Annotated in this window: 15 protein-coding genes, 2 tRNA genes and 1 rRNA gene; 11 read left to right on the forward strand and 7 right to left on the reverse strand. The window is 71.0% G+C overall.

Annotated features, from left to right (window positions below; all coding sequences use genetic code 11):
* Positions 1–21: 21 nt before the first annotated feature.
* Positions 22–513: a DUF1823 family protein gene (locus CPCC7001_RS07190; protein WP_006910229.1), complete on the reverse strand. Its 492-nt coding sequence runs from the start codon at positions 511–513 to the stop codon at positions 22–24.
* A 24-nt stretch (positions 514–537) separates the two neighbouring features.
* Between CPCC7001_RS07190 and dusB the strand changes: the two genes are divergently transcribed.
* Positions 538–1,566: a tRNA dihydrouridine synthase DusB gene (gene dusB / locus CPCC7001_RS07195; protein WP_006910840.1), complete on the forward strand. Its 1,029-nt coding sequence runs from the start codon at positions 538–540 to the stop codon at positions 1,564–1,566.
* 1 nt (position 1,567) lies between these two features.
* Here dusB and cobI read toward each other — a convergent pair whose 3' ends face one another.
* A complete protein-coding gene (gene cobI / locus CPCC7001_RS07200) occupies positions 1,568–2,335 on the reverse strand; it encodes a precorrin-2 C(20)-methyltransferase (RefSeq protein WP_043368760.1) in 768 nt (255 codons plus the stop codon).
* Here cobI and CPCC7001_RS07205 point away from each other — a divergent pair.
* The gene (locus CPCC7001_RS07205) at positions 2,334–2,909 is read left to right on the forward strand and encodes an acireductone dioxygenase (RefSeq protein ID WP_006909954.1); all 576 of its coding nucleotides are present in this window, start codon (positions 2,334–2,336) and stop codon (positions 2,907–2,909) included. The genes cobI and CPCC7001_RS07205 overlap by 2 nt on opposite strands.
* Positions 2,910–2,925: 16 nt before the next feature.
* On the opposite strand, the gene CPCC7001_RS07210 is transcribed toward CPCC7001_RS07205, so the two are convergent.
* On the reverse strand, positions 2,926–3,546 hold the full coding sequence (locus tag CPCC7001_RS07210; RefSeq protein ID WP_006911607.1) for a tRNA-(ms[2]io[6]A)-hydroxylase: 621 nt from the start codon (positions 3,544–3,546) through the stop codon (positions 2,926–2,928).
* On the reverse strand, positions 3,543–3,986 hold the full coding sequence (gene aroQ / locus CPCC7001_RS07215; RefSeq protein ID WP_006911540.1) for a type II 3-dehydroquinate dehydratase: 444 nt from the start codon (positions 3,984–3,986) through the stop codon (positions 3,543–3,545). The genes CPCC7001_RS07210 and aroQ overlap by 4 nt, the downstream gene beginning before the upstream one ends.
* A gap of 55 nt (positions 3,987–4,041) precedes the next feature.
* Here aroQ and CPCC7001_RS07220 point away from each other — a divergent pair.
* From CPCC7001_RS07220 to CPCC7001_RS07240, 5 genes are all read left to right on the forward strand, one after another.
* A tRNA-Tyr gene (locus tag CPCC7001_RS07220) sits at positions 4,042–4,123 on the forward strand.
* Between the two features lie 10 nt (positions 4,124–4,133).
* A tRNA-Thr gene (locus CPCC7001_RS07225) sits at positions 4,134–4,205 on the forward strand.
* A 102-nt stretch (positions 4,206–4,307) separates the two neighbouring features.
* On the forward strand, positions 4,308–4,997 hold the full coding sequence (locus CPCC7001_RS07230) for a methyltransferase domain-containing protein (protein WP_006909455.1): 690 nt from the start codon (positions 4,308–4,310) through the stop codon (positions 4,995–4,997).
* Positions 4,998–5,051: 54 nt separating this feature from the next.
* A complete protein-coding gene (locus CPCC7001_RS07235; protein ID WP_006909506.1) occupies positions 5,052–6,479 on the forward strand; it encodes an aldehyde dehydrogenase family protein in 1,428 nt (475 codons plus the stop codon).
* 74 nt (positions 6,480–6,553) lie between these two features.
* Positions 6,554–8,119 (forward strand): LysM peptidoglycan-binding domain-containing protein, encoded by a 1,566-nt coding sequence (locus CPCC7001_RS07240; RefSeq protein ID WP_006909421.1) that lies wholly within the window; start codon positions 6,554–6,556, stop codon positions 8,117–8,119.
* A 1-nt stretch (position 8,120) separates the two neighbouring features.
* Here CPCC7001_RS07240 and CPCC7001_RS07245 read toward each other — a convergent pair whose 3' ends face one another.
* Together CPCC7001_RS07245 and CPCC7001_RS07250 are read right to left on the reverse strand one after the other, a co-directional pair.
* Positions 8,121–9,668 carry an ATP-dependent DNA helicase RecQ gene (locus CPCC7001_RS07245; RefSeq protein WP_369699359.1) on the reverse strand — a complete coding sequence of 516 codons (1,548 nt, stop codon included), beginning with the start codon at positions 9,666–9,668 and terminating at the stop codon, positions 8,121–8,123.
* Between the two features lie 126 nt (positions 9,669–9,794).
* Positions 9,795–10,835 carry a hypothetical protein gene (locus CPCC7001_RS07250; RefSeq protein ID WP_006910730.1) on the reverse strand — a complete coding sequence of 347 codons (1,041 nt, stop codon included), beginning with the start codon at positions 10,833–10,835 and terminating at the stop codon, positions 9,795–9,797.
* Between the two features lie 152 nt (positions 10,836–10,987).
* On the opposite strand from CPCC7001_RS07250, the gene CPCC7001_RS07255 reads away from it, so the two are divergent.
* From CPCC7001_RS07255 to mtnC, 4 genes are all read left to right on the forward strand, one after another.
* A complete protein-coding gene (locus tag CPCC7001_RS07255; RefSeq protein ID WP_006911758.1) occupies positions 10,988–11,197 on the forward strand; it encodes a photosystem I reaction center subunit IV in 210 nt (69 codons plus the stop codon).
* Between the two features lie 230 nt (positions 11,198–11,427).
* Positions 11,428–12,276, forward strand: a complete 849-nt coding sequence (locus CPCC7001_RS07260; protein WP_006909695.1) for a DNA-formamidopyrimidine glycosylase — start codon at positions 11,428–11,430, stop codon at positions 12,274–12,276.
* 107 nt (positions 12,277–12,383) lie between these two features.
* Positions 12,384–12,995 (forward strand): methylthioribulose 1-phosphate dehydratase, encoded by a 612-nt coding sequence (gene mtnB / locus CPCC7001_RS07265; protein ID WP_050757091.1) that lies wholly within the window; start codon positions 12,384–12,386, stop codon positions 12,993–12,995.
* Complete coding sequence (mtnC, locus tag CPCC7001_RS07270) at positions 12,992–13,753, forward strand: acireductone synthase (RefSeq protein ID WP_006911547.1); 762 nt, start codon at positions 12,992–12,994, stop codon at positions 13,751–13,753. The genes mtnB and mtnC overlap by 4 nt, the downstream gene beginning before the upstream one ends.
* Before the next feature lie 194 nt (positions 13,754–13,947).
* Here the strand turns inward: mtnC and rrf are convergent.
* Positions 13,948–14,064, reverse strand: a 5S ribosomal RNA gene (gene rrf / locus CPCC7001_RS07275).
* Positions 14,065–14,261: the final 197 nt, after the last annotated feature.

Genomic DNA, 14,261 nt, shown 5'->3' on the forward strand with positions numbered 1-14,261 from the left:
CTTGACCCTACAGAGCAGGGCTCAGGCGACCGGCAGGTCGCCGGGGTGGCCGGCCACCGGATCGGCCGGCTCGGGCAGCAGCGGCGGCAGCGGACCCTGCTCCGGCAGCGGCTCCCCCCGGGCGGCCAGGTGGGCCAGCAGCCAGTTCACGGCGGTGGCGCGGCGGGTGCGGCGCGGATAGAGGCCTCCGATCCGGTAGCCCGCGAAGCCCAGCTGCTCCTTGAGCAACTGCTTGTGTTCCTTGGGGATCGAGCGGGTGAGCGCCACGCTGGCCGGCCGCTCGGCGATGAACTGCGGTTCTGTGGGGAACGACTCCCGCCAGCTGGCCTCCGTCGCCGGGCCCGCGCTCCAGGTGCCGGAACCATCGAGCCCGTAACCCAGGCGCGGCCAGATCAGCTCGCACACGAAGCGGTCGCTGGTGCGGTCGGCCAGCACCGCCTCCAGCAGCGCCCGGCTGAGGGGCCAGGGCCCGGCCCCGGGGGCGGCTTCGGCGGGGGTGGCAGGGGAAAGCACGGCCTCATCCGAGAATCAGCCCCAATGATTGCCAGCCACGCCACGCCCCTGGGGCTGTCCGCCTCCCTGCGCCGCGATCCGCTGGTGCTCGACGGCCGCGGCACGCCGCGGCAGCTGCGCTGCCGGGTGCTGCAGTCGCCCCTGGCCGGAGTGAGCGATCGCATCTTCCGAAGCCTGGTGCGGCGCTGGGCCCCCGATGCCCTGCTGTTCACCGAGATGGTGAACGCCACCAGCCTGGAGCTGGGGCACGGGGTGCAGAAGGTGGAGGAGCTGGGCAGCGAGAGCGGGCCGATCGGGGTGCAGTTGTTCGACCACCGCCCCGCCGCCATGGCCGATGCCGCCCGCCGCGCCGAAGCCGCGGGTGCCTTCCTGATCGACATCAACATGGGCTGCCCGGTGAAGAAGATCGCCCGCAAGGGCGGCGGCAGTGGTCTGATCCGCGACCCCCACCTGGCCGCCCGCATCGTGGAGGCGGTGGCAGCGGCCGTAGCCATCCCGGTCACGGTGAAGACCCGCCTGGGCTGGTGCGGCAGCGATGCCGATCCGGTGAGTTGGTGCCGCCAGCTGCAGGACGCCGGCGCCCAGCTGCTCACCCTGCACGGCCGCACCCGCGAGCAGGGCTTCCGGGGCCGGGCCGACTGGGGGGCGATCGCCGCCGTGAAACGGGCTCTGACCATCCCGGTGGTCGCCAACGGCGATGTGAACACCCCGGAGGGCGCCCTGCACTGCCTGGCGGCCACCGGCTGCGACGGTCTGATGGTGGGGCGGGGCAGCATGGGCGCCCCGTGGCTGGTGGGCCAGATCGACGCCGCCCTAAGCGGCCAGCCGATTCCACCCACCCCGGGAGCGGCCGAGCGCATCGCCCTGGCCGCCGAACAGCTGCAGGCCCTGGTGGCCGCCAAGGGCGACCACGGTCTGCTGATCGCCCGCAAGCACATGGGCTGGACCTGCACAGGTTTTCCCGGCGCTCCCCAGCTGCGCCACGACCTGATGCGGGCCCCCACCCCGGCGGAAGCCCTGGCGCTGCTGGAGCGGGCCCGGCAGTCGCTCTGACCTAGGGCAGCACCGCCGGCCAGCTCTGCCGGATCAGCAGCAGCGAGAAGTAGGGCTGCTCCGCCGCCGGCACCGCATCGGCGCAAGCCAGCCGCTGGTCGGGCCAGCCCACCCGCTGGGCGAAGAGGGCCTGCTGCAGCAGGCCGCGACGCTCCAGCAGCGGCCGCACCCAGCGCCAGCGCTGGCCCAGCTTGAGCAGGGCCAGCACCGTGGCCGAGGCGGCCGAGGCCGCCAGCAGCACCGCCAGTTCGGCCTCCGTGTCGGGGGTGGGGCGGATCAGCAGCCCCTCCTGCTGCAGTGCCAGGGGCCAGGCGCCGGCCGCCGCCGCCGCGGCCACCGCCGGGATCCCCGGAATGAGCCGCACCGGGCAGGCCGGGTGGCGTCGGCGCAGGGCCAGCAGCACATAGCTGCTGCTGGCGAACAGCGACACGTCGCCCTCGCAGAGCAGCACCACCGCCTGGCCGGCCGCCACCTCGGCGGCGAGGGTGTCGGCCGCGGCCTGCCAGGCCGCGAGCCGGGGAGCGGCCTCGGCCACCATCGGAAACAGCAGCGGCAGGCGGCGCTGGTGCTCCCCCAGCCAGGGGGCGGCGATGGCGGCGGCCATCCCCTCCCCGCCCTCCCGGGCCACCGGGAAGGCCACCACCGCCGCGGCCTGCAGGGCCCGCACCGCCGCCACTGTGAGCAGGTCGGGATCCCCCGGCCCCACCCCCACCAGCACGAGTCCGGGCGGGGCCGTTTCTAAGGTTGGAGCAAGCGGCGCGGACGCCATGACGTTGTTGGCCCTCTACCGGCACCCTGCCACCCCGCAGGATCCGCCCGAACCGCTGCTGCGCAGCAGCGATCCGCAGCGCATCGCCGCCGAGCTGGCCGCGCGCGGCATCCGCTTCCAGCGCTGGCCGGCCCGGGCCCGCCTCGAGGCCGGTGCCGAGCAGGCCTCCATCCTCTCGGCCTACGCCGACGAGGTGGCGCGGGTGCAGGAGGGCGGCGCCTACCCGAGCGTGGATGCCATCCGCCTCACGCCCGACCATCCGGAGCGCGGGGCCCTGCGGCAGAAGTTCCTGGCCGAGCACATCCACGCCGAGGACGAAGTGCGTTTCTTCGTGGAGGGCTGCGGCCTCTTCTGCCTCCACATCGGCGAGGAGGTGCTGCAGGTGCTCTGCGAAGCCGGCGACTGGATCGCCGTGCCGGCCGGCACCCGCCACTGGTTCGACATGGGGCCGGAGCCCCGGTTCTGCGCCCTGCGCTTCTTCCATAATCCCGAGGGCTGGGTGGCCCGCTTCACCGGCGATGCCATCGCCGAGCGCTATCCGCTGCTGGATGCCCTCACCGCCACGGCCGGCTGAGGGTGCAACGGGGATGTCAGCTGTGCATGCGCGGTTGGGGGTGGAGGCTGGCCAGCAGTGAGGCCTCCAGCGCAGCCAGCTGCTCCAGCCGCTCCTGCACACGCTGCCGTGGCCAGCGCTGCTCGCACAGCACCCAGTAGAGGCCGAAATGGCGGGCTTCACTGGCCAGCAGGGCGCCATAGAGGGCCCTGAGTTCGGCGTCAGGGCTGTGCTCGGCCAGCAGGGCCATGCGCTCATGGCTGCGGGCCTCGATCAGACCGGCCACCAGGAAGCTGTCGAGCCTGCGCTCCGGCTCCTGGCGCCGCACGGCGCGGGCCAGCTCAGCCCCGTAGGGAGGGGCCGCCAGCGGGCGCAGGGCGATGCCCCGGCGCTGCAACAGGGCCAGCAGTTGCTCGAAGTGCTCCAGCTCCTCCCGGGCCAGGGGGCTGAGCACGGCCGCCAGAGCGTGATCGCCGGGGTAGCGGAACATCAGCTGCAGCGCGGCGCCGGCCGCCTTGCGCTCGCAGTGGGCATGGTCGATCAGCACCAGCTCGGGATGGGCCAGCGCCTGCTCCAGCCAGGCCGCGCTGCTCGGGCGGGCCAGCCAGCGGATGCGGGCGACGCCGCTCCCGGGCGCCGCCGGAGCGGAGAGGGTCATGACGCCATGGCGCGCAGGTGGGCCACCAGGCCCTCGAGGGCGAGACGGTAGCTGCCGGCCCCGAAGCCGCAGATCACCCCCACCGCCTTGTCGGCCAGGTGGGAGTGATGGCGAAAGGTTTCGCGGGCATGAACGTTGCTCAGATGCACTTCCACATAGGGGATGGCCACCGCCAGCAGGGCATCACGGATCGCCACCGAGGTGTGGGTGTACGCGGCCGCATTGATGAGGATGCCGTCCACCTGGCCGCGGGCCTGGTGGATGCGGTCCACCAGGGCCCCTTCGTGGTTGCTCTGGAAGCAGGCCAGATCCACCCCCAAAGCGGCGGCCCGTTCGGCGAGGGAAGCGTCGATCTGCTCCAGCGTGGCGCTGCCGTAGAGGCCGGGCTCGCGCAGACCCAGGAGATTGAGGTTGGGGCCGTGGAGGGCGAGCAGCTGCATTGAAAGGGCGTCAGGGGCCGGGGTGGTCGGCTGGTAAGTTCGTGCGGTGTGGTTCGGGTCGGTGCCCGAGTGGTTAATGGGGGCGGACTGTAAATCCGCTGGCTCTGCCTACGTTGGTTCAAATCCAACCCGGCCCATCCACCACACGCCCTTGTAGCTCAGCGGTAGAGCACTCCCTTGGTAAGGGAGAGGTCACGAGTTCAAGTCTCGTCAAGGGCTCTTCTCTCCGGCGGCACCCCGGGGCCGCGGCACTCGGCTCAGGGATGGCCGCGTTCGGCTCCACCGGCGCGCCACACTGCAGCCGCCTTCGCTGCCGCGGCCATGGCGCTCTCCGATGGATCCGGGTCCAGGCCGGCCCTGGCAGTGCCGGTGCTCAGCGACGCGGAGCGCTTCAAGCTCGATGCCGGTGACGACGCCCTCTTCTATGCGGAACCACGCTTCGTCCAGCACCTGGACGAAGCCTTCCGCACCCGGCTCACCCAGCTCTACCGCGAGCGGATTCCCCCCTGCGCCACGGTGCTCGACCTGATGAGCAGCTGGGTGAGCCACCTGCCCGAAGAGATCCGCTACGACCGGGTGATCGGCCACGGCCTCAACGGGCGTGAGCTGGAGGCCAACCCCCGCCTGGACAGCCACTGGGTGCAGGACCTGAACCAGCACCAGCGGCTTCCGCTCGACACAGCCAGCGTGGATGCCGCCCTGATCGTGGCCGGCTGGCAGTACCTGCAACAGCCCGAGGCCGTGGCTGCCGAGCTGCTGCGGGTCGTGCGTCCCCACGGTCAGGTGATCGTGGCGTTCTCCAACCGGATGTTCTTTCAGAAGGCACCCCAGATCTGGACCGATGGCGGCGATCGCGACCACCTGGCCTACGTGGCGCGGGTGCTGCTCGCCCAGGGCTGGGATCCGCCCGAGCTGATCGCCGAGGCCACCCGGGCCCGGGGGCCGCTGGGCTGGCTGGGCGGCCACGGCGATCCCTTCTTCGCGGTGATCAGCCGGCGCCCCGCCGGCTGAGCGCGGGCTGCGGCGGGGCCGCAGTCGCCCCCGCAGATCCGTGAGACTGCCCCCATGCCAGCTTCCAACCCCGTGACCGTGGACAGCCCCGCCGCCGCCCCGAGCGCGCTGCTCAGCGTGCCGATCGCGGTGATGCGTGAACCGGTGAGCGAAGGGGCCACCAGGAGCCTCGCCTGGCGGCTCGAGCAGCTCGAACGGCTCGGGCAGCTGCTCGACAGCCAGGAGCAGGCCATCCGCGAGGCGCTGGCCGCCGACCTGGGCAAACCCGCCATGGAGGCCCAGTTCGAGCTGGTGGCCGTGCGGCAGGAACTGCGCCACACCCGACGGCACCTGCGCCGCTGGATGGCGCCCAGCCGGGTGCCGGTGGATCTGCCCCTGCGCCCCGGCCGGGCCTGGGTGCAGCCGGAACCCCTCGGCTGCGTGCTGATCATCGGCCCCTGGAACTACCCGGCCCAGCTGTGTCTGCACCCCCTGGTGAGCGCCCTGGCGGCGGGAAACACGGTGGTGCTCAAGCCCTCCGAACATGCCCCCCGCACAGCGGCCCTGCTGGCGAGGGCCGTGGCCGAGCACTTCCCCGCCGCCGTGGTGCAGGTGGTGACCGGGGATGGGGCCACGGCCGCCGCCCTGCTGGAGAACCGCTTCGACCACATCCTGTTCACCGGCGGCGGCCGGGTGGGCCGGCTGGTGATGGCGGCCGCGGCGCGCCACCTCACGCCGGTGACTCTGGAACTGGGAGGCAAGAGCCCCGCCATCGTGCTCGCCGACGCTGACCTGGCGGTCACGGCCCGGCGGCTGGCCTGGGGCAAGGGCCTCAATGCCGGGCAGACCTGCATCGCTCCGGACCATCTGCTGGTGGAGGCCCCGGTGCGGCAGGCGCTGGTGGAGGGCCTCTCCCAGGAGCTCACGCGGTTCTACGGGCCTGATCCGCTGGCTTCACCCGACCTGGGCACCATCGTCAATGAGGCCCAGTACGCCCGCCTGGCGGAGCTGCTGGAAGGGGCCCGCCGGCGCGGCCAGATCCTCCATGGCGGCCAGTGCGATCCCGAGCGGCGGCGCATCGCTCCCACCCTGCTGGCCGTGGACGATCCCGACGATCCCCTCATGGAGGACGAGTTGTTCGGCCCCCTGCTGCCGGTGCTCACGGTGGAGCACCTGGACGGAGCCATCCGCCAGGTGCGCTCCCGTCCCAAGCCCCTGGCCCTCTATCTCTTCAGCCGCTCCAGCGAAGCCCGCGAGCGGGTGCTGAACGCCACCAGCTCCGGCAGTGTCTGTGTCAATGACGTGGTGATGCAGGCCGGGGTCACGGCCCTCGCGTTCGGGGGCGTGGGGGAGAGCGGCCTGGGCCGCTATCACGGCCGGGCGGGCTTCGACACCTTCTCCCATCGGCGCAGCGTGCTGAGCCGCCCCTTCTGGCTCGACCTGCCTGTGCGCTACCCCCCCTATGCCGGCAAGCTCGGCCTGGTGAAGCGGCTGCTGGGCTGATTTCGATCAGGGCGCTGGGGGCTGGATCGAGTCAGATGCACCCCTTACCTTGGCGGCAGCTCTCTGGACCGCCCATGCGCCGCGCCCTCGCAGCCCTGGCCCTGGCGGTGGCCTTGCCGCTCCCGTCCCTGGCACCGACCCCCGTTCATGCCCAGGTGGCGGTCCGCCCGGGCGAAACCCTCTCGGAAATCGCCGAACGGCATGGCGTCAGCCTCACCCGCCTGATGCAGGCCAATGGCATCAGCAATCCCGACCATGTGGAAGCCGGCCAGACCCTGGTGATTCCTGGAGGTGCGCGCAGGACCACGACCAGCCGAGGCGCCAGCGTGACCGTGCAGCCCGGCGAGACCCTCTCGGAAATCGCCGAGCGGGAAGGGGTGAGCATGAGTCAGCTCCAGCAGGCCAATGGCCTCGGCAATGCCGATCTGGTGATGGTGGGGCAGCGGCTGGTGATTCCTGGCCGCGCTCGCAGCGCCGCAGCGGCCGCGACCACAGCGCGGGCGATGCCCACTGCGCCCTACACCGTGAAGAGCGGCGAAACCCTCTCCGACATCGCGACCCGCTTCGACACCACACCGGAGCGGCTGATCCAGATCAACGGCCTGAGCAACCCCGATCTCTTGCTGGCCGGCTCGAGGCTGCGGATTCCTTCGCGGCCCGGCAGCGCGGCGGCACCCCGTTCGGCCGCCTCCGCCAAGGAGCATGTGGTGAGCCCTGGGGAGAGCCTGGGTGCCATCGCCGAGCGCTATGGCACCTCGGTGGAGCGGTTGGTGGCCCTGAACAACGTGGAGGATCCGGACGTGGTGCACGCGGGTACCCGCCTCAAGCTGGTGGGAACGCCGCCCGCGAAGCCCACGGCCACCAAACCTGCGGCCAAGCCGGATCCGAAGCCCGCCTCCAGGCCGGCGCCGCAACCCACGGCAACGCCCGCCACAACGACCCCAGCCCCGACCACCCCGGCAGTGGCGGCGCAGCCCAAGCCCACCACCGCTGCGGCCCAGACCGCTCCAGCCCCTGCGACCCAGGCTGCTTCAGCCACCGCGGCGCAGTCCGCGAAACCAGTGGCCGCCACCGCCACCAGGCCATCCTCGGTGGCCGCTGCAGAACCCAGGGTGGCCCCCAAGCCCGAGCCGAAAGCCGAGCCCAAGCCCAAGCCCAAGCCCAAGCCCAGCGTGGACACCACGGCCAAAGCCACCCCTGCACGGGAGCCCGACTCAGAGCCAGGCCGCCTCGCCCAGGCCACCCGCGGAGTGGCCCCATCCACCAAGAGCACGTCGGCCACCCCCCGTGCGACCACCAGCCCCGGCAAGGGCTCAGGGGTCACCACGGTGGCCAGCCGCACCGTCAGCACCAAACCCGTCAGCAGCAGCACCCCCGCCGCGCCCTCCAAGGAGAGCAACCACGACTGGCGCAGCTACGGCCCGCTGCAGGTGGACTGGGCCAACTGGCAGCCCATGGGAGGCAGCTACGTGGCGCCCACCCTCAACAGCGAGGGGGAGCCCCTCTATCTCGCCATCAACTGCAGTGCCCGCAAAGTGAACGCCACGGGCCAGTCGGGGCAGTGGAAGACCTGGGATGACCCCGAGCGCGACTACGAGCAGAAGCTGGTGACCGATCTCTGCAAGGCCAAGGGCAGCTGAGTCAGGCCACCCAGCGCAGCGGCCAGGGCTGGCGCAGGTAGTGCCGGCCCCGCGGGCGCAGATAGAGCCGCTGGGCGCCGTCGTCGCTCTCGCTGAGCAGCTCCTCCTGCACCAACCGCCGCGCCAGCCAGGCCCACCGTTCCTGCTCCCGGGTTGACGCCCCATCGGCCAGGTCCGCCGCCAGGCTGCGCAGGTCCTGGCCACCCCGGTCCTCCAGGGAGGCCAGCACCCGACTGGCCCGCATGGACCAGTCGCGGCGGCGCCCTCCCTCCAGGCAGCGGTCGCAGCGGCCGCAGGGGGGCACCAGCTCCCCCACCGCCAGCAGCAGGGCCTGCTCCCGGCAGGCGTCGCCTTCGGCCACCGCCTCCATCCGGCGCAGCTGCCGCTGGGCCAGCTCGACCCGCTGCTGAGCGGCCCCGTCAGCCTCGGGCGATCCGGTGGAGGCCGCCCCTCCGGCCGCACCGCGGATCGCCCAGCCCAGGGAGGTGCGATCGGCAGGATCGAACAGCACCAGGCATTCGGCCGGCAGGCCGTCCCGGCCCGCCCGGCCCGACTCCTGCAGGTAACCCTCCGCGCTGGGGGGAAGATCCAGATGCAGCACCAGGCCCACGTCCGGACGGTCCACCCCCATGCCGAAGGCCACCGTGGCCACCAGCACCGGCCGGGGCTGACGCTGAAAGTGCTCCAGGGCCAGCACCCGACTCTCCGCATCCAGCCCCGCGTGGTAGGCGATGGCCTCCAGTCCTGCCGCCAGCAGCCGTGAGGCCCACTGCTCCACGGACCGCCGCGTCCGGGCATAGATCAGCACCGCGCCACGGGCACGGGACACCGCGTCCAGCACCGCGGGCAACGGATCGGCTGGACGGCGGCGCATCGCATAGGTGAGGTTGGTGCGGCGGGCGGAGCGCACCTGCACCAGGGGCCGGCGCAGCTGCAGCAGGCGGATGATGTCGGCCCGCACCCGCGGAGCAGCGGTGGCGCTGAGGGCCACCAGGGGCACTCCCGGGCAGAGCGCCCGCAACTGGCCCAGCCGCCGGTAGTCGGGGCGGAAGTCATGGCCCCAGGCGCTGATGCAGTGGGCCTCGTCCACCGCCAGGGCCACCAGCCGGCCGGTGTCCAGCACCTCCTCCAGCAACTGGCGGGTGGCCTCCACCTGCAGCCGTTCCGGCGCCAGATAGAGCAGGCGCAGGCGACCGTCGCGCAGGGCGCCATGGAGGCTCTTGCGCTCGCTGGCGCCCAGTCCCCGGTGCAGACAGGCCGCCGGGATTCCCCGGCGCTGCAGCTGCATCACCTGGTCCTGCATCAGGGCCACCAGGGGAGACACCACCAGCACCAGACCCTGGCGCACCAGGGCGGGCAGCTGGAAGCAGAGCGACTTGCCACCTCCGGTGGGAAGCACCGCCAGGCAGTCCTGGCCGGCCAGCAGGGCCTCCACCACCGGACGCTGGCCCGGCCGGAAGGCCGACCAACCGAAGTGGCGCCGCAGGGCGTCCTCCAGCAGGCTCGGTGCACCCCCATCGGCGTGGGGAGACTCCGCTGGGGGCTCCAGCGGCACCCTCTGCAAGGACACCGGGTGGAACGCGGGATCGGCCACAATCACCACCACCAGCGCAGGCTGAGGATAGCGGCCCCCAGATCTGGTGTCGGCCGGGCTGGGGCGAGGGCCCCCGCGCCCTCAGGGCAGGGGCGGGGCCTGCAGCTGCTCGGGGCTCTCCTCCACCAGCTGCAGCCGCACCCGCTTGCCACCGGCCAGTTCGCCCAGGGACACCCGCAGCACGCTGCCGCTGAGGGACTGCAGGGCCGTGAGCAGCTCCCGCAGATGGGGAGTGCTGCTGCCGCTCTCCACCCACAGCCGCTCCTGCAGGCCGCCGAGGCGGCGCCAGCTGGTGTGGAGCTTCAGCACGGCCGCCTCCAGCACCTGGGCCTGTCCCACCGCATCCGCCAGCAGGCCGAGGGCATCGAGGCGCTGGGCCTCCTGCAGGGCCCGCTCGAAATCGAGCTCCCCCTGCTGGAAGGCCCGCACCGCCAGCGCGGCCTCGGCCGCCTTGCTGAGCCAGCGGGCGGTGCTGGTCACGTCGCGCACCCGATCGAGCTCGGGCTCCTCGCGCAGCACCCGGCGCAGGTCCTCCTGCTGCTCCTCCGGCAGCTTGGCCAGCTCCTTCACCAGGGGAGCCACGGCCCGCGGCGGCAGCAGGTTCTCGGCGGTGCGCTGCCGGATCTCCTCCGGCAGCAGCGGGCTGGTGGCGGCGGTGAACTCATCGCTGAGGCGGCGCACCTGCTTGCGGGTGATCTGCTGGCCGTCGTTGGCCGCCTCCGAGATCATCTGCTGCACCTCGGGGTCCGACTGGGCCGTCTCCAGGAAGGCGCGCTTGGAGAAGTTGTTGACGCTGCTCTCCTCCAGTAGCCCCCCGCCCACGAGATCGTCGGCCGACTCCGCCAGCTGGATCAGGGTGTAGGCGCGGGTCTTGCTGATCTCCCGTTCGCGCAGCCACTGCAGAAAGCCCGTGCCGCGCCCCTCGCCGCCCCGCTTCTCCCGGTCCCGAACGGCCCGCAGAATCCGTCCGCGCCAGATCTCGGTCTGCAGGTCGAAGCGGTCGCACACCGCCCAGGCCTCCTCCAGCCGGGCCAGGAACTCCATCGTGCTGATGGTGTCGCTCTCCGGATCCGGCAGCTCCAGGTGAAGGGCGGGGGGTGGGGAAAGCTCCGAGGAAGCCATGGGCCTTCGCCGGCGGCAACAGCGCCGATGCTCCCACGCACCCGGCTCCCTCCCGGGCTCCGGACAAGGGCGACGAATCGTGACGCCGGCCCCGGCAGGCCCGGAGAAGGCGGGTATCTTCCCTACGGCAGCCTCCGATCCACAGCGCAGCGATGGCCATCTCCCGCGGCGACAAAGTACGCATCAAGCGCCCTGAGTCCTACTGGTTCAACGAAGTCGGCACCGTCGCCTCGGTCGACACCTCTGGCATCCGCTACCCCGTGGTGGTTCGCTTCGACAAGGTGAACTACAACGGCTACAGCGGCTCCGAGGGCGGCATCAACACCAACAACTTCGCCGAAGCCGAGCTCGAGAAGGCCTGATCCTTCAGCTGCCCGACCGAGGCATGGGCCTGATCGAGCCTGATACGAGTTCCCGCCTACGGCATCGACCAGGTCGGAAGATCTCCGCTCCCGGATTGCCTCAGCTTCCCCCGAGCAGCTCCAGGGCCCCGGCTGAATCCAGCCGGGGCCTTGTTGTGTTGAAGGGATGGGCCCCGAAGGACGATCCGGCCGCCGCTGCGCGACGATGCCCCGATCCCCAGCCGCACGCCGTGCCGGAACTGCCTGAGGTCGAAACGGTGCGCCGGGGGCTGGAGCAGCGAACCCAGGGATTCGCGATCGCGCGGGTGCAGGTGCACAGACCGAGGGCGGTGGCCAGCCCCGACGACCCCGAGGCCTTCGCCGCCGCACTCCAGGGCTGCACCGTGCAGCACTGGCGGCGCCGCGGCAAGTATCTGATCAGCCAGCTGCAGCGTGGCGACGGCCGCGACGGCGGCCACTGGGGGGTGCACCTGCGCATGACGGGCCAGTTCCTGTGGCTCGAGGCCCCCAGGCCCTCCTGCGCCCACACACGTGTGCAGCTCTGGAACGACCAGGGCCAGGAGCTGCGCTTCGTGGACACCCGCAGCTTCGGTCAGATGTGGTGGATCCCTCCAGGCGAGCCTCCGGAGATGGTGATGGGCGGCCTGAGGCACCTGGGCCCGGAGCCGCTCGGTCCGGCCTTCACCGCCTCGTACCTGGAAGGGCGGCTGAACGGGTCCAGCCGCCCGATCAAGAACGCCCTGCTGGATCAGGCGGTGGTGGCGGGCGTGGGCAACATCTACGCCGACGAATCGCTGTTCGCCGCGGGGATCCGCCCCCACACGCCCGCCGGCCAGCTGCGGCCGCACCAGCTGGACCGCCTCGTGAAGGCCCTGGTGGAGGTGCTCGAGATCAGCATCGGAGCCGGGGGCACCACCTTCAGCGACTTCCGCGATCTCACCGGCACCAACGGCAACTACGGCGGGGTCGCCCTGGTGTACCGCCGCGGTGGAGAGCCCTGCCGGCGCTGCGGCACCCCGATCCAGCGCCACAAGCTGGCGGGCCGCAGCAGCCACTGGTGCCCGAACTGCCAGCATTGAGCCACAGGCATGCCCCGTTGTTCTTGGCCACATCCGTGCATCCCCAGCTTTCCCTGAGCCCTGACGCACCAGAGCGCTCTGCTGTGGCCCACGCCTTGAGCGCGGCGATGGCGGCCATCCATCGCCGCGGCTGGTGCGATGGCACCGGCGGCAACTTCAGCTGCGTGCTCAGCCGCGATCCCCTGACGCTGCTGATGGCCCCCAGTGGGGTGGACAAGGGCACGGTGCCGCCCGCGGCCCTGATCACGGTGAACGGGCGTGGAGACGTGATCCAAGGCATGGGAAAGGCCAGTGCCGAAACCCTGCTGCACCTGGCGATCGTGGAGGCCACGGCGGCAGGTGCGGTGCTGCACACCCACTCCCAGGCCGGCACGCTGCTTTCCCAGCATTACGGGCCTGCGCGGGAGGGAGTGGGCCGGCTGAGGCTCCGCGACCTCGAGATGCTGAAGGGGATCGAAGGAGTGCACACCCACGCCATGGAGGTGGAGGTGCCGGTGCTGGCCAACGACCAGGATCTCCGGAGCCTCAGCGCCAGGGCCAGGCCGCTTCTGGCCGAAGCACCCATGGGGCTGTTGATCGCGGGCCATGGGCTCTACGTCTGGGGTCAGGATCTGGCCCAGGCACGGCGCCATCTCGAGATCCACGAGTTCCTGTTGGAGCAGCACTGGCGGCAGCTGCTGCTGGAGGGGTTGCTCAACCGGCCGCAACTGCACCCATGACCATCTCCCCCCCAGGCTCACCGATCACCTGCGAAGGCATCACCCACCTGCTCCTGGACATCGAAGGCACCACCTGCCCCGTGAGCTTCGTGGCGGAGGAGCTGTTCCCCTATGCCGCCGCCCAGCTGGAGACCTTTCTCCGCGAGCACCGCCAGGACAGCCATGTGACGGCACTGTTGGCCGAGACCGATGCCGCCTGGGCCATCGACACCGACCCAGCGGCCCAGCGGCTTCGCCACCAAAGCGACGCCTTGGTGATCGACTATCTCCAGCTCCTCATCCGACACGACAGAAAGCTCCCAGCCCTCAAGCAACTGCAGGGGTTGATCTGGGAGCAGGGTTACGCCGCAGGCGTGCTCCGGGCACCGCTGTTTGCTGACGTGCCCCAGGCTCTGCAGCGCTGGAAGAAGCAGGGTCTGGTCCTGGCGGTGTATTCGTCGGGGTCCGTGAAGGCGCAGCAGCTGCTCTATGGGCACAGCAGCGGCGGCGACCTGCGCGGCTGCTTCAGCCACTGGTTCGATACCCGAAGCGGCGCCAAACGGGAACCGGCCAGCTACAGCGGCATTGCCAATGCGATGGACGCCGAACCCTCGCGAATCCTGTTCATCAGCGATGCACTGGAGGAATGTGTTGCCGCCCGGCAGGCTGGCCTTCAGGTGCTGTTCAGCTCCCGCCCGGGCAATCCAGCTCGGGATGCTGAAGACTTTGATCGCGTGGAGAGCTACGCCAACCTTGTGATCCCCCAAGGGCCAGGCTGACCCAACGGTCACAAAAAAAGCCACCCGCAGGTGGCTGTCATCGCTGCCCGTACCGATGACCTGGCGCGGACCCTGAGACGGACCGTGATGGCGGCCACACCCGTGGTCCTTCCATCACTGATCCATCACCGAGCAGCCATGCCATCGGCGCACAACCACGCCGTGGTCGTGAAGTGGCCGAGAAAAAGAGTTTTACCTGGCATCGACCTATTTTCTCAGGGGGCTACCCCCCAAATATCGTCGGCGCTGCAGCGTTTCACAACCGAGTTCGAGATGGATCGGTGTGGTTCCACTGCGCCATGGACACCAGGATAGTCGTTCTCTCAGATCGTCACTCAGCAGGTCGTCACTCAGATTGAATCCTGAGCGTGAACCCTGGGCGTGAACCCTGAGAACTGCATAGGTTAGATCCTGATCCCATCCCCAACCCCTCATCCCTTTCAGGTCATACCTTTCAGGAATCAGATTCGGTTCTGTGATCAGCATCCTCTGGATTTCAAGCAATCAA

The sequence above is a fragment of the Cyanobium sp. PCC 7001 genome, assembly GCF_000155635.1.
Lineage (GTDB): Bacteria > Cyanobacteriota > Cyanobacteriia > PCC-6307 > Cyanobiaceae > NIES-981.